Origin of the sequence: Streptomyces sp. NPDC090088 (genome assembly GCF_044747345.1) — a bacterium.
Taxonomy (GTDB): Bacteria; Actinomycetota; Actinomycetes; order Streptomycetales; family Streptomycetaceae; genus Streptomyces.
Window position 1 is genome coordinate 709028 of record NZ_JBIVDZ010000003.1, and the last position, 23248, is coordinate 732275.

The following is a 23248-nucleotide window of genomic DNA, read 5'->3' on the forward strand; positions in this document are numbered from 1 at the left end:
CAATCCTCACCGTGCGTGACATCCACGTGTCGCCGCACGTCACCGGCCTGATACCGTCCCGGCCAACGGCCGAATTCCCCACCTGGTCCGCCAACACAATTACGTCGCTGAGAGGTTGGAGCATGCCGGACGACGACGCAGCAGCCCGGGCCGCCGCAGAGGAGGAGTCGGCCTTCTCGCACCCGCAGGTCGAGCCCGACGCGACGGCCGCGTACGGCGACCACCCCGACCAGGTGATCGACTTCTACGCCCCGCGCGCCGACGAGCCCTCGGCCCCGCTCGTCGTGGTCCTGCACGGCGGCGCGTGGCGCGCGCCGTACGACCGCGCCCACATCACCCCCTTCGCCGACTATCTGGCCCGGCGCGGCTTCGCGGTGGCCAACGTCGAGTACCGGCGCGGCGCGAAGCTGCCCGCGCAGGGCGGTTCGGCGCCGGTCGCCGGCCGCTGGCCGGACACCTTCGACGACGTGGCCGCGGCCCTGGACGCCCTGCCGGCCCTGGCCCGCGAGGCACTGCCCCAGGCCGACCTGCGCCGTACGGTCCTCACCGGCCACTCGGCGGGCGGCCACCTGGCGCTCTGGGCGGCGGCGCGGCACGTCCTCCCGGCGGACGCCGCGTGGCGCACCTCCGGCCCGGCGCCGCTGCGCGGCGTCGTCGCCCTGGCCCCGATCGCGGACTTCGCGATGGCCGAGAAGCTGGACGTCTGCGGCAACGCCTCGCTCCAACTCCTCGGCGGCAACGACCACTTCACCGACCGCCAGCGCTACGCCGACCCCGCGCTGCTCCTCCCGACCGGCATCGCCACCACCCTGGTCCAGGGCCGCTCGGACCTGGTCGTCCCGCAGGCGGTCGCCGAGTCCTACGCGGACGCGGCGGCGAAGGCGGGCGAGGTGGTCGGCCTGACGCTGCTGGAGGACGTCGGCCACTTCCCGCTCATCGACCCCGCGGCCGACGCCTGCGCGGTGGCGGCGGAGGAGATCGCCCAGCTCGCCTGGTGACCCCGACCCCGGGATACCCGTAGTACCTGAGAGCTACCTCCCACATGAGCTCCCTGGCATGACGCGGACGACGCCCCCCGCTCCGTAACTTCCCGATCAGACAAGCCCGACAGCCGGGCGGACTGAACGGGGAGGGACGGCCGTGGGGTTCACGACGGGGGAACTGTTCCGCAGCTGCGGGCAATCGTGCCGCTGGGGCGGCACGGGTGGGCGATGGGGAGGCACCCCGCAAGCGCGGGTGAGTGAAACTCCGGACCTTGGCGCAACCGACCGAGCTGCTCAAGCGCCGGTGAGGGAAACCCGCTTCACGGACACGGACCCCGAGTTCAAAGCAGCCGTACCCCCAACCCGCCGTCGCCCGCGCAGACTCCGCCGTACCGCCCTCGCCGCCCTCCTCACCGCCGCCGTGGTCCTCCCCCTCTCCGCGGCCACCCGCCCCCAGATCCCCGCCCCACCCCCCGCCGCCCTCCCCACCCCCCTCACCCCGGCCACCCTCGCCACCGCCTACACGGCCAACCGCGAGAACGCCGCCGAAGCCGCCCGCATGGCCGCCGCCCACGGCGACCGCTCCCGCGCCGCCGCCGACCGCGCCCTCGCGTCCCCCACCCGCCACCTCCTCCACTTCGACGCCCGCGGCACCGGCCAGGCCACCGAGGTCCTCGGCGACCTGGCGCACGCCGCCCGCGTCGCCGTCCTCGTCCCCGGCTCGGACACCACCCTCGACACCTACGCCCGCTTCCACACCGCGGCGCAGTCCCTCTACCGGCGCCTCACCCACGAGGCCCCCAGGACCACCCCCACCGCGGTCGTCGCCTGGCTCGGCTACCGGACCCCCGCCACCATCAGCACCACCGTCCTCACCCCGGGCCGGGCCGACCAGGCGGCCCCGCACCTGAGCGAGTTCATCCGCGAACTCCGCACCCTCACCGCCCCCGGTCCGGCGGCGGTCTCCCTCCTCTGCCACTCCTACGGCACGGTCGTCTGCGCCCGGGCCGCGCCCGCCCTCTCCGGTCTCGGTGTCACCGACATCGCGTTCGTCGGCAGCCCCGGCACCGGCGCCGACTCGGCCGCGGCGCTGCACACCTCGGCCCGTGTCTGGGCGGCCCGCGGCGCCGGCGACTGGATCGCCGACGTCCCGCATCTGCGCCTCGGCCTCTTCGGCACCACCGTCGGCTTCGGCACCGACCCCGTCTCCCCCTCCTTCGGCGCCCGCGTCTTCGCGGCGGGCCCCGGCGGCCACAGCGACTACTTCACCCCGGGCTCGGCCTCCCTGGCCAACCTCGCCCGGATCGCCCTCGGCGAGACAACGGAGGTCACCCGTGCGTAAGCCACCGCCCCTTCACCTCGCCCACCGCGCAAGCCACTTCCCGCAGCGCATAGGCCACTTCCTCCACCGCGTACGCCAATTCCCCGACCGAGCACGGCGCCTCGCCCTCCAGCTCGACGCCACCACCCCACCCGACCGCGACCGTGCCGTCGACGCCCTGCGCGCGTTCGCCATCCTCGGTGTGGTCCTGGGCCACTGGCTGGTGACGGCGCTGGTGGCGGACGGCGGCGACCTGCGCACCAGCAGCCCCCTGCAGCACCTGTCCGGACTGGCCCCGATCTCCTGGGCGTTCCAGACCCTGGCCGTGTTCTTCCTGGTCGGCGGCCAGGTCGCCACCCGCAGCTACACGTCCGCGCAGGCGAAGGGCACCCCGTACCACCGCTGGCTGACGACCCGGCTGTCCCGTCTCTTCAAACCGGTGGCCGCCCTCCTCACCCTGTGGACGGTCGCGACCGCCGCCCTCCTCCTCTCCGGCACCGACTACGCCACCGTGCACACCCTCGCCAAACTCGCCCTGTCCCCCCTCTGGTTCCTCGTGGTGTTCGCGGCGCTGACGGCGGCGACCCCGCTGGTCTCCCGGCTCAACCCGCTGTGGCCGCTGGCCGTCGTCCTCCATGTGGACCTGCTCCGTTTCGGCTTCGGCGCCCCGCCCGGCCTCGGCTGGGTGAACCTCGCGGCGGGCTGGCTGGTGCCGTACACCCTCGGCGCCGCCTGGACCCGCGGCGAACTGGACCGCCCGCGCGCGGGCTGGGTGCTGCTCGTCGGCGGTACGGCGGCGACGGCCGGGCTCGTGGCCCTCGCGGGCTACCCGGCCTCGATGGTCGGCGTCCCGGGCGCGTCCGTCTCCAACCTCAACCCGCCCACCCTGGCCGCCGTCACCTTCGGCCTGGCCCAGTGTGGCCTCGCCCTGCTCCTGCGGGACCGGCTGCGCCGCGCGATGCGCCGCCCCCTGCTCTGGGCGGCGGTGGCCTTCGTGAACCTCTCCGCGATGACGATCTTCCTCTGGCACCAGACCGCCCTGATGGCGACCACGGCCACCGGCCTCCTGCTCGGGCACCTGCCCGGCCTCCACACACCCCCCGACCACCTCGGCTGGGTCGCGGCCCGCCTGCTCTGGCTCCCGGTGTTCGCCCTGACGCTCACCGTCTGCTGGGCGGCGTTCCACACGTACGAGCGCCCCGGCACCCGCCCCCGCCCCCGCTCGCACGTCATCCGCACCCACCGCTCCTCCGCCTCGCCCGGCTCATCCACCTCCGCCGCCTCGTCCAACTCCCCCACCTCCTCATCCAGCTCCTCCACCTCGTCCGATCGGGCGACACCGGCAGGAGTCCGTCATGTCTAGGCTGATCGCTGTGACGGGGACGGGGACGGGGACGGACACGGGGAGCCGCCGGGCGGAGTGGACCGGTCGGGTGCTGCGCTGGCTGCGGATACTCCGCGACGACCTGTGCACCACCCGCCTCGACCCGCTGCCCCCCTCCGTATGGCTGCGCTGGCTGCCGCACGGCGTGCTGTGCCTGGCGGCGTTCGGCATCACGGTCGGCGGCATCGCGCAGCTCCAGGACAACGGGCATCTGGGCCTCGGCCTCTCCTTCCTGCTCGGGCTCGCGCAGGGCAGCGCCGTGATCCTCGCGATGTGGCGGCCCGTGCCGGCGTGGTGGATGTCGACGGCGGCCACGCTGGTGGGCGCCCTCGCGCTGCACGGCCGGCTGGGCATGGTCAAGGGGGTCTTCTTCACCTGGCCCTGGACCGTGGCCGGGATCATCGCGCATCTGCTGGTCCTGTTGCTGCTCGCGCTGCGGGTCCGCGCCCGGGTGGCCGTCGAGGCGCTGGCCCTGACGGCGCTGCTCACCTGGGTTTTCGACGGTGTCTGGGGCGCACCGCCGCACCAGTCCACCTCGGTGGTCACCGTCGTCCTGTCGGCGATCGTCGTGGCGCTCGGCACGGCGCTGCGCGGCCGCCGCGAGGCGCGCGCCGAACTCGGCCGGCAGGCCTCGCTCACCGAGGAGGAGCGGGCCCGGCGCACCCTGCTGGAGGAGCGCAGCCGGATCGCCCGCGAGCTGCACGACGTGGTCGCGCACCACATGTCGGTCATCTCGATCCAGGCCCAGGTCGCTCCACACCTTGTGGACAACCCCTCGGACGAACTCCGGGAGAACCTCGACGGCATCCGGCACAACGCGCTGGAGGCGCTGACCGAACTGCGCAGAGTGCTGGGCGTGCTGCGTTCGGAGGGTTCCGACGAGGACGCGCCCGACGACACCGGCACCGGCCCGCACAGCCCGCAGCCCACCCTGGAGCGGCTGGACGCGCTGGTCGAGAACACCAGGGCGGCCGGTCTGACGGTCACCGTCCGGATCAACGGCGAGCGGCGCCCGATGCAGTCGGGCGTGGAGCTGTCGGCGTACCGGATCGTGCAGGAGGCGCTGAGCAACGTCCTGCGGCACGCGCCGGGTGCCACCGCCCATGTCGAGATCGAGTACATCCCCTACGGGCTTCTGGTGTCCGTCGCCAACTCCCGGCCGACCCGGCCCGCGCCGCCGTCGCCGGGCGCCGGGCACGGACTGCTCGGCATGCGGGAGCGGACCACGATGCTCGGCGGTTCGCTGACGGCGGGACCCGGGGCGGACGGCGGCTACCGGGTCTTCGCGGAGCTCCCGGCCGCCGGTCCCGGCGCCGGCACCACCCACGGCCGGCCCGTCTCCCCGGCCCGCATCCCCGACCCGAAGCCGGCCCATCGCCCCGACCCGAAGGACGACCGCGCATGACGAGCAGCAGCAGTGGCAGCAGCCCCATCCGGGTGGTCATCGCCGACGACCAGCAGATGGTCCGGCAGGGTTTCACCGTGCTGCTCAACGCCCAGCCCGGTATCGAGGTGGTCGGCCAGGCGGTGGACGGGCTGGACGCGGTGGTCCAGGTCGCCGAACTCACCCCGGACGTCGTCCTGATGGACATCCGCATGCCCGAACTGGGCGGTATCGAGGCCACCCGCCGCATCGTCGGGGAGCGCCCGCACATCAAGGTGCTGGTGCTGACCACCTTCGACCTCGACGAGTACGTGTACGAGGCGCTGAGGGCCGGTGCGTCAGGGTTCCTGCTCAAGGACGCGTCCGCGGACAAGCTGGCCGAGGCGGTGCGGGTGGTGGCGGCCGGGGACGCGCTGCTCGCGCCCGGGGTCACCCGGCGGCTGATCGCCCAGTTCTCGCAGCTGGACGGGGGCGGGGTGCGGGCCCCGCTGAAGTCCCGGGTCGCCGATCTGACCGAGCGCGAGACGGAGGTCCTCGCGCTGATCGCCCAGGGCCTGTCGAACGCGGAGATCGCCGAGCGGCTGGTCGTCGCCGAGCAGACCGTGAAGACGCACGTGGGCCGGATCCTGGTGAAGCTGGGCCTGCGGGACCGCACCCAGGCGGCGGTGTTCGCGTACGAGTCGGGTCTGGTCCGGCCCTCCGGCTCGGCCCCGTAGTACCTGAGAAGGATGCCGGAGGACCCTTCTCACTGGTGACGACGGCGACCCCCGCCTCCGCCTACGGTCGTGTACGTGACCGAGACGACCCACACGCAGCCGATGCCGCCGGAGCAGCCGGACGGCGCGTTCGAGCCGTACAAGCCGCGCAGCCCGGAGTTCCGGGCCGCGCTGGACGCCCTGGGCAGGCTGCGGCAGGACCTGTTCCACGACGCCTTCGCCTACCGCCCGTTGCCCCCGCTGAGCGCCGACAGCCGGTTCGTGCGCCGGTTCCCGGGCCGGCTGCGGGAGTACGCGGTCTGGGCCCCGCATCTCGTGGTGGCCGTGGCCGGCGGGGTGGCGCTGCTGGCCGCCGCCACGGACAGCCCGCGGGGGGAGTTCACGGCCCTGCTGTCCGGCCTGTTCGCGCTGGCCCCCGTCCTGCTGACGCTGGCGCGTCCCGTGGCCGCCTTCTGGCTGTCCCTCGTCGCGGCCTGGGTCGGCAACCTGCTGGGCAGCGGCTGGGGCGACTGGCCCTGGGCGTCGGGCAACTTCATCTCCCACCTGGTGGTGCTCACGGTCGTCGCCGTCCGTACCCGCCCGCGCACGGCGGCCTGGATGTGGGCGATCACCGCGCTCTACGGCTTCCTGGCCGTGTCGGCGTTCGGCGGGGGCCACTACAGCGACAACGTAGGCCCGATGACGGTCGTCTCCGCGATAGTCCTGCTGACCGTCTCCGTGCGGCAGATCCGCCGGGAGGCGGAGGAGACGGTGACCGCCCAGCAGACGGAGACCGCGCAGGAGCGTTCCAAGCGCACCCTCCTGGAGGAGCGCACGACGATCGCCCGGGAGCTGCACGATGTGGTGGCCCACCACATGTCGGTGGTGGCGATTCAGGCGGAGGCGGCCCCCTACCGCGTCGAGAACCCGCCGCCGGAGCTGGAGAAGGCGTTCGTCACCATCCGGGAGAACGCGGTGGCCGCGCTCACCGAACTGCGCCGGGTGCTGGGTGTGGTCCGCGCCGAGGACTACGAGGCCCCGGACGCCCCGCAGCCCACCCTCGCCGACCTGGACGCCCTGCTCGCCAATGTGCGGGAGGCTGGCCTGACCGTGGAGAAGGTGGTGACCGGCGCGGTCCGTGAACTCCCGCAGGGCGTGGAGCTGTCGGCGTACCGGATCGTCCAGGAGACGCTGAGCAACACCCTGCGCCACGCGCCGGGGGCGTCGGCCCGGGTGGAGATCGGCTATGTCCTCGGCGGTCTGGGCCTGCGCATAGTCAACGGCGCCCCGCCCCGGCCCGCGCTGCTCAAACCGTCGCCCGGCGCCGGTCACGGCATCACGGGGATGCGCGAGCGGGTCTCGATGCTGAACGGCGAGATGACGGCGGCCCCGACGTCCGAGGGAGGCTACGAGGTGACGGTGTTCCTTCCCGTCGCCGCCCGCACCGAAGGTGACGCATGACGATCCGGGTACTGATCGCGGACGACCAGATGATGGTGCGCGAGGGCTTCTCGGTCCTGCTGAACGCGATGCCGGACATCGAGGTGGTCGGCGAGGCGGTCAACGGCCGTGAGGCGGTGGACCGGGTGCGTGAACTGGCCCCCGATGTCGTCCTGATGGACATCCGCATGCCCGAGGTGAACGGCATCGAGGCGACCCGGGAGATCGTGGCCGCCGACAGCGCGGCGAAGGTGCTGGTGCTCACCACCTTCGACCTCGACGAGTACGTCTACCAGGCGCTGCGCGCGGGAGCCTCCGGTTTCCTCCTCAAGGACGCCTCGGCCCGCCAGCTCGCGGACGGGGTGCGGGTGGTGGCGGCGGGCGAGGCGCTCCTGGCACCCTCGGTCACCCGGCGCCTGATCACGGAGTTCTCCAAACTCTCCGGCACGCCCCGGCTGATGCCCACGGCGCACGCGGCCTACGGCGACCTCACCGACCGCGAGACGGAGGTCCTGATCCTGATCGCCCAGGGTCTCTCCAACGCGGAGATGGCCGAGCGCCTGGTGGTGGCCGAGTCGACGATCAAGACCCATGTCAGCCGGATCCTGGTGAAACTCGGCCTCAGGGACCGCACCCAGGCGGCGGTGTTCGCGTACGAGGCACGGCTGGTGACGCCCGGATAGGGCACATGCCGTCAGCACAGTCGATATTGCGATTCGGTCGCGAGCGGTACAGGTGTGGACACAGTGCGCTCAAGTTGTGTTTGAATGGTGAAGGAATCGGCCACATGGCTTGTTTCGGCCGCCCGTTAACTCCCCTTTCATTCTGCTACAGCTCCCCTTTGCCTCACCCCCGTCCCCTCGCGCCCGCTTCCCCGGCGGGCGTTGCTGTCGTCCCCGTTTCGCGTGAAGAAAGTTGCCGCGATGACTGCTGACGTGTCCGAGTTCCACTATGGCCTGATCACCCCGATAGCCGCCTATCTGATGGCGTTCCTGGGTTCCGTGCTGGCCCTGCGCTGCACGACCCGTTCGATGGACCGGCGGCGCGGCGAACGGAGGCTGGGCTGGCTCACCCTCGGGGCGGTCTCCCTCGGCTGCGGCATCTGGACGATGCACTTCATCGCGATGATCGGCTTCAGCGTCGACGGCGCCCTGGTGAGCTACGACGCCGGCCGGACGCTGCTGAGCCTCGTCGTCGCCATCGCGGTGGTCGCGGGCGGCGTCTTCCTGGTCGGCTACCGGGGTTCGGGCCCCGCCACCCTGGGCACCGCGGGCCTCCTCACCGGTCTCGGGGTGGCGGCGATGCACTACCTCGGCATGACGGCGGTGCACACCGCCGGCACCGTGCGCTACGACACCACGGTCGTCGTCCTCTCCGTGGTGATCGCCGTGGTCGCCGCGACCGCCGCGCTCTGGGCGGCGGTGTCGATCAGAACGGTGTGGGCCACCGTCGGGGCCGGCCTGGTGATGGGCGCGGCCGTGTCGACCATGCACTACACCGGGATGGCCGCGGTGAGCGTGCACGTGGTCCAGATGCAGTCGGGCGGCCAGTCCTCGACGAGCCTGCTGGCCTTCCTGCTGGTCATGCTGGCCGGCCCGGTGGCGGCCCTGGTCCTGGCGGCGGCGATCGTGATGTTCGACCCCGAGGTCGTCCTCGGCCAGGGCGACTGGCAGCAGCCCGAGAGCCACCCGCAGCCCGCGTCGAGCCGCGGCTTCATGTCCTGACGATGCGGTAGCCGACGCCCGGCACCGTGGCGATCAGCCAGGGTTCGCCGAGCCGTTTGCGCAGCGCCGAGACGGTGATGCGGACGGCGTTGGTGAACGGGTCGGCGTTCTCGTCCCAGGCGCGCTCGAGGAGTTCCTCGGCGCTGACGACTCCGCCCTCGGCGGCGACGAGGACCTCCAGCACCGCGAACTGCTTCCGGGTCAGCGCGACATAGCGGCCGTCCCGGTGGACCTCTCGGCGGAACGTGTCCAGCCGCAGACCCGCGATCTCCCGCACGGGGGGCCTGTTGTGGGCCCGCCGGCGGTCCAGCGCCCGGAGCCTGAGCGCGAGTTCCCGCAGCTCGAAGGGTTTCGTGAGGTAGTCGTCGGCACCGAGTCCGAAGCCCGAGGCCTTGTCGTCGATCCGGTCGGCCGCGGTGAGCATGAGGATCGGCATGCCGCTGCCGGAGGCCACGATGCGGGCGGCGATCTCGTCCCCCGAGGGTCCGGGGATGTCCCGGTCGAGGACGGCGATGTCGTAGGAGTTGACGCCCAGCAGTTCCAGGGCCGTGTCGCCGTCCCCCGCGATGTCGGCGGCGATCGCCTCCAGGCGCAGGCCGGTGCGGATGGCTTCTGCCAGGTAGGGCTCGTCCTCGACAATCAGCACACGCATGACGGCCAGGCTACGAGCCGGACCGTATCGCCGGCATATCGAAAACCCCATACGCGTCGGCACCCCCGCCTCGGCCTCGACCCGCCGGCCGCGCACCTCAACGCCCGCTGGCCGAGCCCCGTCCTCCTGAGACCCCCCTGGTCAGGAGGGGGACCGTCGGTCTAACGTCCGTCCATGGCAGCCTTCGACCCCTGGGACCCGGACTTCCTCGCCGACCCGTACCCCTCCTACGCCGAGCTCCGAGCCCGGGGCCGGGTGCGGTACTTCGAGCCCACGCGACAGTGGCTGGTCCCGCACCACGCCGACGTCTCGGCGCTGCTGCGGGACCGGCGCCTCGGGCGGACGTACCAGCACCGGTTCACGCACGAGGACTTCGGGCGGACCGCGCCCCCGCCGGAGCACGAGCCGTTCCACACGCTCAACGACCACGGCATGCTCGACCTCGAACCGCCGGACCACACCCGTATCCGCCGCCTGGTCTCGAAGGCCTTCACCCCGCGCACGGTCGAGCGGCTCAGGCCGTACGTCACCCGGCTCGCCGGAGAACTCGTCGACGAACTGGTCGAGAAGGGCGGCGGCGACCTGCTCACCGACGTCGCCGAACCGCTCCCGGTCGCCGTCATCGCCGAGATGCTGGGCATCCCGGAGGCGGACCGGGCGCCGCTGCGGCCCTGGTCGGCGGAGATCTGCGGGATGTACGAGCTGAACCCGTCCGAGGACACGGCGGCCAGGGCGGTGCGCGCGAGCACCGAGTTCTCCGACTACCTGCGCGGGCTGATCGCCGAGCGGCGCAGGCACCCCGGCGACGACCTGATCTCCGGGCTCATCGCCGCGCACGACGAGGACGACCGGCTCACCGAACAGGAGATGATCTCCACCGCCGTCCTGCTCCTCAACGCCGGCCACGAGGCCACCGTCAACGCCACGGTGGGCGGCTGGTACGCCCTCTTCCGCAACCCCGCCCAGCTCGCCGCCCTGCGCGCCGACCACTCCCTGATCCCCACCGCGATCGAGGAGTTGATGCGCTACGACACCCCGCTCCAGCTCTTCGAACGCTGGGTGCTCGACGAGATCGAGATCGACGGGACGACTATTCCCCGCGGCGCCGAGATCGCCATGCTCTTCGGCTCCGCCAACCACGACCCGGCCGTCTTCCAGGACCCCGACCGCCTCGACCTGACCCGCCGCGACAACCCGCACATCTCCTTCAGCGCCGGCATCCACTACTGCATCGGCGCGCCGCTCGCCCGCATCGAACTGGCCGCCTCCATGACGGCCCTGCTGGAGCGGGCACCCGCCCTGAGCCTCGCGGCGGAGCCGAAGCGGAAACCGAACTTCGTGATCCGGGGGCTGGAGGGGCTCGCCGTCACGGTCTGAGCCGATGGACCAGGGCCCAGACGGCGAGCGCGGCGGCGGTGCCGCCGAGGACGGCCAGCGGGAGTTCGGCGTAGAGGACGCTCCAGTCCGGGGCCTGTTCGAAGCGCCACAGCCGCGACCGGACGTCGACCGCCCACACGGCCAGTCCCGCGCCCGCGCCGACGGCCGCGGTCAGGCAGCCCGCCGCGGCCTGCATACGTTGTCCCATGTCGGACAGGGACGTGTGCGGGCCGCGCGGAGGTTCCCGGCGCCTGTCGGTCAGGCGGTCAGGTCCCGGCGCCGCAGCGCCGCCAGCCCCCCGGCGGTCAGCGCCACCGCCAGCCCCAGCAGGGCCGGCACCGGCCCCCACTCCATGCCGCCGCCCGGCAGCTTCGGGAGGTGGCCGAAGGGGGAGAGGTCCAGGACGAGACGGGGGGCGTCGAGGGCCGGGCCCACCCAGCCGATCAGCAGGACCGCCACGGCCACCGCCCAGGCCGCCGGGGCGAACCGGGGCGTCAGGCCGTACAGCAGGACGGCCACCCCGCCGATCACCCATACCGCGGGGAGCTGTACCAGGCAGGCGGCGAGGATCGGGCCCACCTCCCTGCCGTAGCCGACGGCGAAGCCCAGGCCCGCGAGGAGCATGATCAGGGCCGCGCCGCCGAAGGCGACGGTGAGGTGGCCGGCCGCCCAGCGCAGGCGGCTCACCGCGCAGGCCAGCAGGGGTTCGGCACGGCCCGAGGTCTCCTCGCCGTGCAGCCGCAGGACCGACGCCACCACGTACAGCGTGGCGATCAGGCCCAGCATGCCGACCATCGAGGCGAGGAACGCGTCGGTCAGCCCGCTCTGGCCGCCCATCCGCTCGAAGATCTCGCGGGCGCCCTTGTTGCCGCCGACCAGGTCGGCCGCGCCCTCCGTCAGGCCGCCGTAGACCACGCCCGCCAGGAAGAAGCCGAGCGACCAGCCGAGCACCCCGCCCCGCTGGAGCCGCCAGGCGAGCGCGGCGGCGGAGCCCAGGCGGCCGGCGGCCGGGCCGGGGCGGGCGGGGAAGAAGCTCATGCCGAGGTCCCGGCGCCCGGCCAGCGCGTAGGCCACGCCCGCCTGCATCAGCATCGCCGCGCCGAACAGCGCGAGCACCCACCAGCGTTCGGCGGCGAACGGGCGGAGGTTCTCCAGCCAGCCCAGCGGCGACAGCCACGTCCACAGGGAGGAGCCATCCGTCGTCGCCGAGTCGCCCGCCGCGCGCAGTACGAACGCCGCGCCCAGGACCCCCGAGGTCAGCCCCCGTGCCAGCCGCGCGCTCTCGGTCAGCTGCGCCACGATCGCCGCCATCGTGGCGAAGACCATGCCGACGGCGCCGAGTCCGAGCCCCAGGGCCAGCGCCCCGGCCGCGCCCTGCCCGGCCAGTCCGGCGGCGACCAGCAGGGCCAGGACCCCGTTCGCCACGGCCGCCGCCAGCAGGGCCGCCGTCAGCGACGCCCGGCGGCCCACCGCACCCGAGGCCAGCAGCTCCGCGCGGCCGGTCTCCTCCTCGTCACGGGTGTGCCGTACGACGACGAGCAGGCTGGTCACGGCCGCGAGCAGCCCGGCGTACACGCCCACCCGCCAGGCCGTCAGACCGCCGAGCGAGGTGTCGAAGAGCGGGCCGATCAGGGCGCGGAAGGAGGCGTTGGTGTCCACCTGCCGGAGCAGGTCGGCGCGTTCGGCGTCCGTGCCGTACAGGCCCTTCAGGGTGTTCGGCATGGAGAGGACCATCAGCGTGTTCACCGCGATCCACACCGGGGTGGTCACGCGGTCCCGGCGCAGGGCGAATCGGAGCAGGGTGCCGGTGCCCGCGAGGCCGGAGAGGGTGGTCATCGGGCCGCCACCTGCCCGGTCCCGTCCTCCTGGTAGTGGCGCAGGAAGAGTTCCTCCAGGGTCGGGGGCGTGGAGGTGAGGGAGCGCACGCCGGTCTCGGACAGCGAGCGGAGTACGGCGGTGAGCTGGTCGGTGTCGACCTGGAGGCGGATCCGGTGGCCCTGGACGTCGAGGTCGTGGACGCCGGGCAGGCGGGCAAGGCCGTTGGGCGGACCGGCGAGTTCGGCGGTCACGCTGGTGCGGGTGAGGTGGCGCAGGTCGGCGAGCGAACCGGACTCGACCGTGCGGCCGGCGCGGATGATGCTGACCCGGTCGCAGAGCTCCTCGACCTCGCTGAGGATGTGCGAGGAGAGCAGGACCGTACGGCCCCGGTCGCGCTCCTCCTCCACGCAGCGCTGGAAGACCTCCTCCATGAGGGGGTCGAGGCCGGAGGTCGGTTCGTCGAGGATCAGCAGGTCCACGTCGGAGGCGAAGGCGGCGACCAGGGCGACCTTCTGGCGGTTGCCCTTGCTGTAGGTGCGGCCCTTCTTGGTGGGGTCCAGCTCGAAGCGCTCGATCAGGTCGGCGCGGCGGGCGGGGTCCAGTCCTCCGCGCAGCCGGCCGTAGAGGTCGATGACCTCGCCGCCGGAGAGGTTGCGCCACAGGGTCACGTCCCCGGGGACGTAGGCGATCCGGCGGTGCACCTCCACGGCGTCCGTCCAGGGGTCGCGGCCCAGGATCTGCGCGGCGCCCGAGTCGGCCCGCAGCAGGCCGAGCAGGACCCGGATGGTCGTGGACTTGCCGGCGCCGTTGGGCCCGAGGAAGCCGTGCACCTCGCCGGCCTCGACGTCCAGGTCGAGGCCGTCCAGGGCCTGGGTGCGGCCGAAGGACTTGTGGAGCCCGGCGACCGTGATTGCCTTCGTCATGCTTCAGAACGTACGCTTTCTTCAGAAGATTGTGAAGTTAAGGAAGCGTAGAAACGAAGTGAAGCCTCGATAGGGTGGTGACCATGACTACGGATGCGGCGGGGCGCGACCAGGAGGCGGTCTCGAAGTTCGTGGAGAGCTTCGCGGCGCAGCTCGTCGAGGCCGGGATGCAGCGCATGCCGGCCCGGATCTTCGCGGCCCTGCTGTCCTCCGACTCGGGCACCCTGACCTCGGCCGAACTGGGGGAGCAGCTCCAGGTCAGCCCGGCGGCGGTGTCCGGCGGGGTGCGCTACCTCGCCCAGCAGCACATGGTCGCGCGGGAGCGGGAACCGGGCTCGCGGCGGGAGCGGTACCGGGTGCACAGCAACCAGTGGTACGAGGCCCTCACCAACCGGGAGGCCGTGATCAGGCGGTGGGAGGGCGCGCTGCGCGAGGGCGTGGCGAGTCTCGGCCCCGAGACCCCTGCGGGGCGGCGGATGGCCGAGACGCTCGCGTTCTTCGAGTTCGTGGACGGGGAGGTCGTCGAGATGATGGAACGCTGGCGGGTGCACCGCGACCGCCTCTTCGGCACGGACTGACCCCGCCTCGGGGGCGGACCGGCTCGACCCGCCCCGCCCGCCACTACCGCTCCCCGGTCACCGTTCCTTGGTCTCCTCCAGCACCGTCCGCCCCAGCAGCGCGTACCGCTCGGGGGCGCGGTGCTTGAGGTACTGGGCGTAGCCGATGCCGGTCGCCGCGACCAGGGCCACCAGCCAGGGGGTCGCCTTCAGCAGCAGCGACCCGGACTCCGCGCCCGCCGCGACGCCCATGTTGGACACCAGCAGGACGACCACGGCGAGCATCGCGACCCCGCCGATCAGCGGGGCGGTGAAGGTCTTGAACCAGTGCCGGCTCTCGGGGTGGTTCTTGCGGAAGTAGGCGAGGACCGCGAAGGAGCAGACCGCCTGCACGACCAGGATCGCCATGGTGCCGAGGATGGCGAGCAGGACGTAGAGGGCGTTGTACGGGTCCTTGCCCGCGACCCAGAACGCGGCGATCAGGACGGCGGAGATCGCCGTCTGCACCAGGCCCGCGATGTGCGGGGAGCCGTGGTCGGCGTGCGTGCGGCCGATCGTGTTCTGGAGCTTCGGCAGGACGCCCTCGCGGCCCAGCGCGTACATGTAGCGGGCGGCGCAGTTGTGGAAGGCCATGCCGCAGGCCAGCGAGCCGGTGATCATCAGCCACTGCATCACGACGACCGCCCAGTGGCCGACGTAGTGCTCGGTCGGGTTGAAGAAGAGGGCGAGCGGGTTCGCGGAGGAGGCCGCCTTCACCGCCTCCGTCTCGCCGTTGCCGATGATGGCCATCCAGGAGACGAAGACGTAGAAGACGCCGACGCCGAGGACCGAGATCATCGTCGCCTTGGGGATGATCTTCTTCGGGTCGCGGGACTCCTCGCCGTACATCGCCGTCGACTCGAAGCCGACCCACGACCAGAAGGCGAAGAAGAGGCCGAGACCGGCGGACGTGCCCTTGAAGGCGTTGACCGGGTTGACCGGCCCGAAGGTGAAGCCGTGCGGGCCGCCGCCGTGCAGGGCGACGGAGATCGCCATCGCGGCGAGGACGGTGACCTCGGTGCCGAGGAGCACGACGAGGAGCTTCTCGGCGACCGAGACCCCGAACCAGGTGCCGGTCGCGTTGATGGCGAGCATCAGGATCGCGAAGGCCCACCAGGGGATGTCGAGGCCGGTCTGGTCCTTGAGCGTGGTGTTGGCGAAGACCGAGAAGATGCCGATCAGGGCCGGTTCGAAGACGACGTACGCGAAGGTCGCGAGGAGGCCGGAGGCGAGGCCGACGGTGCGGCCGAGGCCGTAGGAGATGAAGCCGTAGAAGGCGCCGGTGGAGGTGATGTGCTTGGCCATCGACGTGAAGCCGACGGAAAAGATTGCCAGGACGACCATTGCGACCAGGTAGCTGGCCGGGGCGCCGATGCCATTGCCCGACGAGACCATGAAGGGCACGTTGCCCGTCATCGCGGTGATCGGCGCGGCCGTCGCGACGGCCATGAAGACCACGCCCAGCAGGCCGATGGCGTTGGGCTTGAGCCGGTGAACGGCCTTGTCCTCACTGGTGTTCGCCGCTGGGGCGACTCCCTCGTCCACTGCCATCGGGATGGCCCCTCTCCTGGTGATCCGGTGCGGTACTGGACGGGAACTCTGTAGTCCGAATGAGTCGGCCAAGGGTCTCGGTGCGTTAAATGTTTGTCAACCAGACCTTTAGAAATCTGGCGGCAACACGCCCCTCGTACGGTCGCCGCCATGAGCACGTACACCGCCACCCTCGGCGGCCACCGCCACCGGTTCGCCTCGCTCGCCCGGCTGCTGGCCGCCGCGAGCCCGGAACGCTCCGGCGACCGGCTGGCCGGACTCGCCGCCGCCTCCGCCCAGGAGCGGGTCGCGGCCCGCTGGGCGCTGGCCGAGGTACCGCTCACCCGGTTCCTGGCCGAGCCGGTGATCCCGTACGAGGACGACGACGTGACCCGGCTGATCGTGGACACCCATGACCCCGTCGCGTTCGCGCCGGTCGCCGGGCTGACGGTCGGAGAGTTCCGCGAGTGGCTGCTGTCGGAGGCGGCGGACCCGGCCGCGCTCGCCGCCCTCGCCCCCGGGCTCACCCCGGAGATGGCCGCGGCGGTGTCCAAGCTGATGGGCAACGCCGACCTGGTGGCCGTCGCCCGCAAGGTCCGGGTCGTCACCGCCTTCCGCTCCACCATCGGCCTGCCCGGCCGGATCGCCACCCGCCTCCAGCCCAACCACCCCACCGACGACCCGGCCGGCGTCGCCGCGGCCCTCCTCGACGGCCTGCTGCTCGGCTCCGGCGACGCCGTGATCGGCATCAACCCGGCGACCGACAGCCCCGCCGCCGTACACGCCCTGCTGGACCTCCTGGACGGCGTGATCACCCGCTACGCCATCCCCACCCAGTCCTGCGTCCTGTGCCATGTCACGACGAGCGTGGACCTCATGGAACGCGGCGCCCCGGTCGACCTGGTCTTCCAGTCCATCGCGGGCACCCAGGCCGCGAACGCGTCCTTCGGCGTGACGCTGAGCCTGCTCGACGAGGCGTACGAGGCGGTGCGCGCGCTGGACCGGGGCACGGTCGGCCGCAACGCGATGTACTTCGAGACCGGCCAGGGCAGCGCCCTGTCGGCCGGCGCGCACCACGGGGTGGACCAGCAGACCGTGGAGGCCCGCGCCTACGCCGTGGCCCGCCGCTACGACCCGCTCCTCGTCAACACCGTCGTCGGCTTCATCGGCCCGGAGTACCTCTACGACGGCCGCCAGATCCTCCGCGCCGCCCTGGAGGACCACTTCTGCGGCAAACTCCTCGGCCTGCCGATGGGCCTGGACATCTGCTACACCAACCACGCCGACGCGGACGACGACGACATCGCGACGATGCTCACCATGCTGGGCGTGGCCGGCGCCTCCTTCGTGATCTGCACCCCGGGCGGCGACGACATCATGCTCAACTACCAGTCCGCCTCCTACCACGACGCGCTCTACCTGCGCGAGGTGCTCGGCCTGCGCCCGGCGCCGGAGTTCGAGGCATGGCTCGGCACCATCGGCCTGCTGGACGAGAGCGGAGGCATCCGCGAGATCGGCGGAGCCCATCCGCTGACGGCGATCGGAAGGGAACTGGCCGCATGACGGAAGCAGCCGTGCGCACCGAGGAGCTGTGGCCGGCGCTGCGCCGCCACACGCAGGCCAGGATCGGTCTCGGCCGCTCCGGCTCCGCCCTGCCGACCCGCCACCGCCTCGAACTCCAGGCGGCGCACGCGGCGGCCCGGGACGCGGTGCACTCGCCGTTCGCACCGGAGGCGGTCGCGGCGGCGCTGACCGGGATGCCTACGGTACGGGTCCGCAGCGCGGCGGGTGACCGGCTGACCTACCTCCAGCGCCCCGACCTGGGCCGCCGCCTCGACCCCGTGGACCGGGCCCATCTCCCGGCCGGTGACTGGGACGTGGTCTTCGTGGTTGCCGACGGGCTGTCCAGCAGGGCGGTGCACGAGCACGCGGCGGCGATGGTGCGGGCGACGACGGCCCGCCTGCCCGGCTGGCGGATCGCACCGGTCGTCCTCGCCGAACAGGCCCGGGTGGCCCTCGGCGACGACATCGCGTCGGCGATGGGCGCGACGATGGCGGTCGTCCTGGTCGGCGAACGCCCCGGGATGTCCGCGGCGGACTCCCTCGGCGCGTACCTGACCCACCGGCCCGTCCCGGGGGTGACGACGGACGCCGACCGCAACTGCCTCTCCAACATCCGCCCTCCGCTGGGCCTGTCGTACGAGGCCGCGGCGGCGAAGCTGGCGGCGCTGACGGTCAGGGCGCGGGAGCTGGGCCTGACCGGGGTGGCGCTCAAGGACGAGTCGGACGGACCGGCACCGCTGGCGGGGTGAGCGGGCACCGCGGCAGGGGTGAACGGGGGCCCGGCACCGCGTCCCGCCGCCGCTCAGGACGGCGGCACGGTGAGCCCCCAGGCCCCTTCCACCACCCGCCACGTCCGCCGTCGTACCGGCCCCGCCACCGTCACGTCCGCCCGGTAGCGGAAGTCCGCCCCCGCCACCGTCACCGTCCGCCCGGCGGCCCGCACCGGGGTCGCCTCCGCGCCCACCGACAGCGGCCGCACCTCCACCTCGGCGAGGCCGTCCCGGCCGCCCGGGGTCACGGACACCCCCTCCACCGGCTGGTCCAGGTCGACCACCGTCTCGCCGTCGACCTCGATGCGCAGCCGCGCGGGCCCGGGGCGGGGCACCACCGGGGCCGGGCGGGCGGCCAGGGACCGTACGAGGTGCTGGTACGGCCGCAGCCAGCCGCGCGCCGCCACCGCTTCCGGAGCCTCGGCCAGGGCCGCCAGCGGGGGGATCCGCAGCGCGCCCAGCACCACCCCGTCGCTGTCGTCGACGAGGAGATCCCGCCGGCGTTCCACCCCGTCCAGGACCGCCCGGGCCGCCGCCACCGCGCCGGCGGGCACGCCCAGCGCGTGCGCGACGCCCAGGGTGCCGCCCACCGGGACCATGGACAGCACACATCCGGCCAGCTCCCGCTGCCGGTGCAACAGGGTCACCGCCCGCACCAGAGCGCCGTCGTCGCCCACCACCACCGGGCGCCGCGAGCCCCTGCGGGCCAGTACGCGGGCGAATTCCTCGGGGCCGTCCGGCATGCACACCTTCGTGGCCGCACCCGCGCTGAGCACGTCTTTCGCGATCCGGACGGATTCACCGTCCGTTTCCCGTGCCGCCGGATCGATGATCACGAGCAGCTGATCGGACGTCGCGAATGTCGCCACCTCGGTCGTGCCTCGCTTCCTCGGGTAGCATCACTGTGCAAGAGCCCCTTGCGCTATTGCGCCAGGGGCTTCGTCTATTCCGGGGCATCCGGGTCCGACGGTTGTGCGGCCAACGACGGCCGCGGTGGTACGCGGCGACGAACCTTACGCGTACGCCCCTGACCTTGGACATGCCCCGCCCGGAAGGGGTGTACGCGCGTGCCCGCACTTGTGCTGCTCGGTGCTCAGTGGGGTGACGAAGGCAAGGGAAAGGCGACGGACCTGCTAGGCGGATCCGTCGACTACGTAGTGCGCTACCAGGGCGGCAACAACGCCGGCCACACGGTCGTCGTCGGCGACCAGAAGTACGCGCTGCACCTGCTCCCTTCCGGAATCCTCTCGCCCACGTGTGTCCCGGTCATCGGCAACGGAGTCGTCGTCGACCCGTCGGTCCTGCTCTCCGAGCTGAGCGGTCTGAACGAGCGTGGCGTCGACACGTCCAAGCTCCTCATCAGCGGTAACGCGCACATCATCACGCCGTACAACGTGACCGTCGACAAGGTGACGGAACGCTTCCTCGGAAAGCGGAAGATCGGCACGACCGGGCGCGGTATCGGTCCCACCTACTCGGACAAGATCAACCGAGTCGGCATCCGGGTCCAGGACCTCTACGACGAGTCGATCCTGACCCAGAAGGTCGAGGCGGCCCTCGACGTCAAGAACCAGATGCTGACCAAGCTCTACAACCGGCGCGCGATCGCCGTCGAGCAGGTCGTCGAGGAGCTGCTGGGCTACGCGGAGAAGCTCGCTCCGTTCGTCGCCGACACGGTCCTGGTCCTCAACCAGGCCCTGGAGGAGGACAAGGTCGTCCTCTTCGAGGGAGGCCAGGGCACGCTGCTCGACATCGACCACGGCACGTACCCTTTCGTCACCTCCTCCAACCCGACGGCCGGCGGCGCCTGCACCGGGTCCGGTGTCGGCCCGACGAAGATCAGCCGGGTCATCGGCATCCTCAAGGCGTACACGACCCGGGTCGGCGCCGGACCGTTCCCGACCGAACTCTTCGACGCGGACGGCGAGGCGCTGCGCCGCATCGGCGGCGAGCGGGGCGTCACCACCGGCCGGGACCGCCGCTGCGGCTGGTTCGACGCGGTCATCGCCCGCTACGCGACCCGCGTGAACGGCCTGACCGACTTCTTCCTCACCAAGCTCGACGTCCTCACCGGCTGGGAGCAGATCCCGGTCTGCGTGGCGTACGAGATCGACGGCAAGCGGGTCGAGGAACTCCCGTACTCCCAGACCGACTTCCACCACGCGAAGCCGATCTACGAGAGCCTGCCGGGCTGGTCCGAGGACATCACCAAGGCCAAGTCCTTCGCGGACCTCCCGAAGAACGCCCAGAACTACGTGAAGGCGCTGGAGGACATGTCCGGCGCCCCGATCTCCGCGATCGGCGTGGGCCCGGGCCGCGACGAGACGATCGAGATCAACTCGTTCCTGTAGGCCCGACGGGGCCCAGCGGGCGCGTTTCCCGGACGGTTACGGGCCTCTGCTCCACTGGGGCCCATGCTGACTCAGCCATCCAGGGGGACGCCTGCGGGTGTGGATGCGAAAGCGCCGGCCGGTCCACCGTGCGGACCGGCCGGCGTCCCCTCCTTACGGGTGTCCGTCACCCACCGCCCGGACACGGGGGGCGCCGGCCCGCCTCACGCCGGCGACATGACCGTCAGCTGTGCCGCCGCCCACTCGGACGACCTGAACGCGGTCTGCGGCAAGCACGCGTGGACGGCCGAGCACGCGAAGGCCTTCCGCTCGACGGGCCGTCGGCGATGATGAAGGCCGCGCTCAGGGCGGCACGAAGCCGACGCAGCCCGTCCCGCGGCCCCCGGCCGCCGGAAAGCTCACGGTGGACGGCCAGTGGGGCGCCGACATCACCCGGCACCTCCAAACGGCCCTCAACGCGGGCAAGTTCTGACCGAGCGGGACTCCATGGGGCGGGCACCAGGGCATGCGCTTCCTTGACCGTCCCATGGACTGTTCCTGGTTCTCCGCAGGGAGAAGCGAGGCAACGATCTACGCGGGTAGCCCGCCGCCACCGCCCGCCTCATCCGCCTCCTCGCCCCTTCAGGAGCCCCGAATGCCCGCCCATCCGCTGAACCGCCGTGAGTTCGTGCAGAAGTCGGCCGTGACCGGCGCCGCGGTAGCCGTCGCCGGCACGCTCGGCACCGGCACCGCCGAGGCCGCCGCCAAGAAGCCCGACTGCAAGCCCCGTACCTGGTCGTTCTCCATCCTGGGCACCACCGACCTGCACAGCCACGTCTTCAACTGGGACTACTACACCAACGCGGCGCCCGTGGACTCCAAGGGCAACACGTACGGCGTCGCCCGGATCGCCACCCTGGTCAAGAAGCTGCGCAAGGAGAAGGGCGAGGACCGGGTCCTGCTCGTCGACGCGGGTGACATCATCCAGGGCACGTCCCTCGCGGCCTACTACGCGAACGTCGACCCCATCACCAAGGGCGTCAAGCACCCCATGGCGATCGCCATGAACGAGATGCGCTACGACGCCGCCGCCCTCGGCAACCACGAGTTCAACTACGGCGTGGAGCTGCTGCGCACCTTCGAGAAGCAGTGTCACTTCCCGCTGCTCGGCGCCAACGCCCTGGACGCGAAGACGCTGAAGCCCGCGTTCCCGCCCTACACCGTCAAGCGGATCAAGGTGCCCGGCGCCCCGGACATCAAGGTCGGCATCCTCGGCCTCACCAACCCGGGCATCGCCCTGTGGGACAAGGACAACGTCTCCGGCAAGCTGGTCTTCCCGGGCCTGGTCGAGCAGGCGAAGAAGTACGTGCCCCGGCTGCGCGCCCTCGGCTGTGACGTCGTCTTCCTCACCGACCACTCCGGCCTGGACGGCTCGACGTCGTGGGGCGACGAACTCCCCTACGTCGAGAACGCCTCCAACCTGGTCGCCGAGCAGGTCCCCGGCATCGACGCGATCCTCGTCGGCCACACCCACGTCGACGTCCCCACCTACACCGTGAAGAACGAGGAGACCGGCGAGGACGTCCTCCTCTCCGAGCCGTACTGCTACGGCTACCGCCTCTCCGTCTTCGACTTCGAGCTGGAGCTGGAGCGCGGCTGCTGGAAGATCACCAGCAAGACCGCCACGACCCTGAACAGCAACACGGTCGCCGAGGACGAGCGGATCACCCAGCTCCTCACCGCCGACCACGACGCGGTGGTCAAGTACGTCAACACCGCGATCGGCACCAGCACCGCGGCGATGTCGACGGCGGAGGCCTGCTGGAAGGACGTCCCCGCCATCGACTTCATCCAGCAGGTCCAGATGGACGCGGTGAAGGCGGGCCTGTCGGCGGCCGACGCCGCGCTTCCCCTCATCTCGGTCGCCGCGTGCTTCAGCCGCACCGCCACCATCCCGGCCGGTGACGTGACGATCCGCGACGTCGCGGGCCTCTACGTCTACGAGAACACCCTCTACGGCAAGAAGCTCACCGGCGCCCAGCTCAAGGACTACCTGGAGTACGCGGCCAAGTACTACCACCAGGTCCCGGCCGGCACGGCGGTGGACACCGCCACCCTCACCAACGCCAACAGCTTCTGGGACTACATGTACGACATGGCGGCGGGTGTCTCCTACGAGATCGACATCGCGGCCGCCGAGGGCTCGCGCATCAAGAACCTCAGCTACGACGGCACCGCGGTCGCCGACGACCAGGTCTTCGTCGTTGCCGTCAACAACTACCGCGCCAACGGCGGCAGCGGCTACCCGCACATCGCCGCGGCCGAGACCGCCTACAGCTCCACCAACCAGGTCCGCGACCTGATGATCGCCTACGCCACGGCGAAGGGCACGATCGACCCGGCGGCCTTCGCGGCCGTCAACTGGAAGCTGACCCAGAACGGTACGCCGGTGTTCTGACGGTCGCTTGCTGCCGTTTCGTGGCGGTCCCACCTCGTGTGGGGCCGCCATTTTTTGTTTGCGCGATAAGTGGAACCTGTCAATTTACATAGCGAATTCGGCTCGATCTGTGAAACCTGAAAACTGTGAATCCTGAAGAATTTCAGATGTAATCCCAAACGGCAATTTTATTGATACTGTCCCGGGCGTCACGGCAGGTCAACGGGTGCCTCCCGTATGGCAGATGCGCCATTTTCATGCCTTGCCTCCACCGTGCCGTAATAAGGAGTGCTCGTGAGCAGAGACAGAACTCGCCAGGTA

At 71.8% G+C, this 23248-nt stretch carries 20 protein-coding genes; 14 read left to right on the forward strand and 6 right to left on the reverse strand.

Features of this window, described 5'->3' with window-relative positions; genetic code table 11:
* The first annotated feature begins 122 nt into the window (after positions 1-122).
* The 8 genes from ACIPSJ_RS19065 (at position 123) to ACIPSJ_RS19100 (ending at position 8931) form a co-directional block, all read left to right on the forward strand.
* On the forward strand, positions 123-998 hold the full coding sequence (locus tag ACIPSJ_RS19065) for an alpha/beta hydrolase (protein WP_401347066.1): 876 nt from the start codon (positions 123-125) through the stop codon (positions 996-998).
* A 289-nt stretch (positions 999-1287) separates the two neighbouring features.
* Entirely contained in the window at positions 1288-2325 is a 1038-nt protein-coding gene (locus ACIPSJ_RS19070) for an alpha/beta hydrolase (RefSeq protein WP_401347067.1), read from the forward strand.
* Between the two features lie 49 nt (positions 2326-2374).
* Entirely contained in the window at positions 2375-3667 is a 1293-nt protein-coding gene (locus ACIPSJ_RS19075; RefSeq protein ID WP_401347442.1) for an acyltransferase, read from the forward strand.
* A complete protein-coding gene (locus tag ACIPSJ_RS19080; protein WP_401347068.1) occupies positions 3660-5093 on the forward strand; it encodes a sensor histidine kinase in 1434 nt (477 codons plus the stop codon). The genes ACIPSJ_RS19075 and ACIPSJ_RS19080 overlap by 8 nt, the downstream gene beginning before the upstream one ends.
* Positions 5090-5788: a response regulator transcription factor gene (locus tag ACIPSJ_RS19085; protein ID WP_355712753.1), complete on the forward strand. Its 699-nt coding sequence runs from the start codon at positions 5090-5092 to the stop codon at positions 5786-5788. The genes ACIPSJ_RS19080 and ACIPSJ_RS19085 overlap by 4 nt, the downstream gene beginning before the upstream one ends.
* Positions 5789-5863: 75 nt before the next feature.
* Entirely contained in the window at positions 5864-7228 is a 1365-nt protein-coding gene (locus tag ACIPSJ_RS19090; protein WP_401347070.1) for a sensor histidine kinase, read from the forward strand.
* Complete coding sequence (locus tag ACIPSJ_RS19095) at positions 7225-7890, forward strand: response regulator transcription factor (protein WP_355712749.1); 666 nt, start codon at positions 7225-7227, stop codon at positions 7888-7890. The genes ACIPSJ_RS19090 and ACIPSJ_RS19095 overlap by 4 nt, the downstream gene beginning before the upstream one ends.
* A 240-nt stretch (positions 7891-8130) precedes the next feature.
* A complete protein-coding gene (locus ACIPSJ_RS19100) occupies positions 8131-8931 on the forward strand; it encodes an MHYT domain-containing protein (protein WP_401347072.1) in 801 nt (266 codons plus the stop codon).
* Here ACIPSJ_RS19100 and vanR-Sc read toward each other — a convergent pair.
* On the reverse strand, positions 8921-9583 hold the full coding sequence (gene vanR-Sc / locus ACIPSJ_RS19105; protein ID WP_359206323.1) for a VanSc-type vancomycin resistance response regulator transcription factor VanR: 663 nt from the start codon (positions 9581-9583) through the stop codon (positions 8921-8923). The two genes, ACIPSJ_RS19100 and vanR-Sc, sit on opposite strands and share 11 nt — an antisense overlap.
* 174 nt (positions 9584-9757) lie before the next feature.
* On the opposite strand from vanR-Sc, the gene ACIPSJ_RS19110 reads away from it, so the two are divergent.
* Complete coding sequence (locus ACIPSJ_RS19110; RefSeq protein ID WP_401347074.1) at positions 9758-10960, forward strand: cytochrome P450; 1203 nt, start codon at positions 9758-9760, stop codon at positions 10958-10960.
* Here ACIPSJ_RS19110 and ACIPSJ_RS19115 read toward each other — a convergent pair.
* From ACIPSJ_RS19115 to ACIPSJ_RS19125, 3 genes are read right to left on the reverse strand one after another with little or no spacing between them, the layout of a single operon-like run.
* A complete protein-coding gene (locus tag ACIPSJ_RS19115; protein ID WP_355712742.1) occupies positions 10950-11168 on the reverse strand; it encodes a hypothetical protein in 219 nt (72 codons plus the stop codon). The genes ACIPSJ_RS19110 and ACIPSJ_RS19115 overlap by 11 nt on opposite strands.
* A 50-nt stretch (positions 11169-11218) precedes the next feature.
* Positions 11219-12796, reverse strand: coding sequence for an ABC transporter permease (locus tag ACIPSJ_RS19120; protein WP_401347077.1), 1578 nt, complete (start codon positions 12794-12796; stop codon positions 11219-11221).
* On the reverse strand, positions 12793-13701 hold the full coding sequence (locus ACIPSJ_RS19125; RefSeq protein ID WP_359206315.1) for an ABC transporter ATP-binding protein: 909 nt from the start codon (positions 13699-13701) through the stop codon (positions 12793-12795). Before ACIPSJ_RS19125 ends, ACIPSJ_RS19120 begins: the two co-directional genes overlap by 4 nt.
* A gap of 83 nt (positions 13702-13784) precedes the next feature.
* Here ACIPSJ_RS19125 and ACIPSJ_RS19130 point away from each other — a divergent pair, with 83 nt between their 5' ends.
* Positions 13785-14279, forward strand: a complete 495-nt coding sequence (locus ACIPSJ_RS19130; RefSeq protein ID WP_355712733.1) for a MarR family transcriptional regulator — start codon at positions 13785-13787, stop codon at positions 14277-14279.
* 57 nt (positions 14280-14336) lie between these two features.
* On the opposite strand, the gene ACIPSJ_RS19135 is transcribed toward ACIPSJ_RS19130, so the two are convergent.
* On the reverse strand, positions 14337-15848 hold the full coding sequence (locus tag ACIPSJ_RS19135) for an APC family permease (RefSeq protein ID WP_359206312.1): 1512 nt from the start codon (positions 15846-15848) through the stop codon (positions 14337-14339).
* 150 nt (positions 15849-15998) lie between these two features.
* Between ACIPSJ_RS19135 and eutB the strand changes: the two genes are divergently transcribed.
* Both eutB and eutC read left to right on the forward strand, forming a co-directional pair.
* Positions 15999-17390 (forward strand): ethanolamine ammonia-lyase subunit EutB, encoded by a 1392-nt coding sequence (gene eutB / locus ACIPSJ_RS19140; protein WP_401347080.1) that lies wholly within the window; start codon positions 15999-16001, stop codon positions 17388-17390.
* Positions 17387-18139: an ethanolamine ammonia-lyase subunit EutC gene (gene eutC / locus ACIPSJ_RS19145; RefSeq protein WP_359206310.1), complete on the forward strand. Its 753-nt coding sequence runs from the start codon at positions 17387-17389 to the stop codon at positions 18137-18139. The genes eutB and eutC overlap by 4 nt, the downstream gene beginning before the upstream one ends.
* Positions 18140-18192: 53 nt before the next feature.
* Here eutC and ACIPSJ_RS19150 read toward each other — a convergent pair whose 3' ends face one another.
* Positions 18193-19029: a diacylglycerol kinase family protein gene (locus ACIPSJ_RS19150; RefSeq protein ID WP_401347083.1), complete on the reverse strand. Its 837-nt coding sequence runs from the start codon at positions 19027-19029 to the stop codon at positions 18193-18195.
* Positions 19030-19227: 198 nt separating this feature from the next.
* Here ACIPSJ_RS19150 and ACIPSJ_RS19155 point away from each other — a divergent pair, with 198 nt between their 5' ends.
* Together ACIPSJ_RS19155 and ACIPSJ_RS19160 are read left to right on the forward strand one after the other, a co-directional pair.
* Entirely contained in the window at positions 19228-20511 is a 1284-nt protein-coding gene (locus ACIPSJ_RS19155; protein WP_359206306.1) for an adenylosuccinate synthase, read from the forward strand.
* 634 nt (positions 20512-21145) lie between these two features.
* Positions 21146-22948: a bifunctional metallophosphatase/5'-nucleotidase gene (locus ACIPSJ_RS19160; RefSeq protein WP_401347087.1), complete on the forward strand. Its 1803-nt coding sequence runs from the start codon at positions 21146-21148 to the stop codon at positions 22946-22948.
* Positions 22949-23248 lie beyond the last annotated feature (300 nt).

What these genes read in the sequence shown, in the direction of transcription:
- ACIPSJ_RS19065 (WP_401347066.1), top strand. Translation starts at nt 123, where the DNA reads ATGCCGGACGACGACGCAGCAGCCCGGGCCGCCGCAGAGGAGGAGTCG.
- ACIPSJ_RS19080 (WP_401347068.1), top strand. Translation starts at nt 3,660, where the DNA reads ATGTCTAGGCTGATCGCTGTGACGGGGACGGGGACGGGGACGGACACG.
- ACIPSJ_RS19085 (WP_355712753.1), top strand. Translation starts at nt 5,090, where the DNA reads ATGACGAGCAGCAGCAGTGGCAGCAGCCCCATCCGGGTGGTCATCGCC.
- ACIPSJ_RS19095 (WP_355712749.1), top strand. Translation starts at nt 7,225, where the DNA reads ATGACGATCCGGGTACTGATCGCGGACGACCAGATGATGGTGCGCGAG.
- ACIPSJ_RS19100 (WP_401347072.1), top strand. Translation starts at nt 8,131, where the DNA reads ATGACTGCTGACGTGTCCGAGTTCCACTATGGCCTGATCACCCCGATA.
- vanR-Sc (WP_359206323.1), bottom strand. Translation starts at nt 9,583, where the DNA reads ATGCGTGTGCTGATTGTCGAGGACGAGCCCTACCTGGCAGAAGCCATC.
- ACIPSJ_RS19110 (WP_401347074.1), top strand. Translation starts at nt 9,758, where the DNA reads ATGGCAGCCTTCGACCCCTGGGACCCGGACTTCCTCGCCGACCCGTAC.
- ACIPSJ_RS19115 (WP_355712742.1), bottom strand. Translation starts at nt 11,168, where the DNA reads ATGGGACAACGTATGCAGGCCGCGGCGGGCTGCCTGACCGCGGCCGTC.
- ACIPSJ_RS19120 (WP_401347077.1), bottom strand. Translation starts at nt 12,796, where the DNA reads ATGACCACCCTCTCCGGCCTCGCGGGCACCGGCACCCTGCTCCGATTC.
- ACIPSJ_RS19125 (WP_359206315.1), bottom strand. Translation starts at nt 13,701, where the DNA reads ATGACGAAGGCAATCACGGTCGCCGGGCTCCACAAGTCCTTCGGCCGC.
- ACIPSJ_RS19130 (WP_355712733.1), top strand. Translation starts at nt 13,785, where the DNA reads ATGACTACGGATGCGGCGGGGCGCGACCAGGAGGCGGTCTCGAAGTTC.
- ACIPSJ_RS19135 (WP_359206312.1), bottom strand. Translation starts at nt 15,848, where the DNA reads ATGGCAGTGGACGAGGGAGTCGCCCCAGCGGCGAACACCAGTGAGGAC.
- eutB (WP_401347080.1), top strand. Translation starts at nt 15,999, where the DNA reads ATGAGCACGTACACCGCCACCCTCGGCGGCCACCGCCACCGGTTCGCC.
- eutC (WP_359206310.1), top strand. Translation starts at nt 17,387, where the DNA reads ATGACGGAAGCAGCCGTGCGCACCGAGGAGCTGTGGCCGGCGCTGCGC.
- ACIPSJ_RS19160 (WP_401347087.1), top strand. Translation starts at nt 21,146, where the DNA reads ATGCCCGCCCATCCGCTGAACCGCCGTGAGTTCGTGCAGAAGTCGGCC.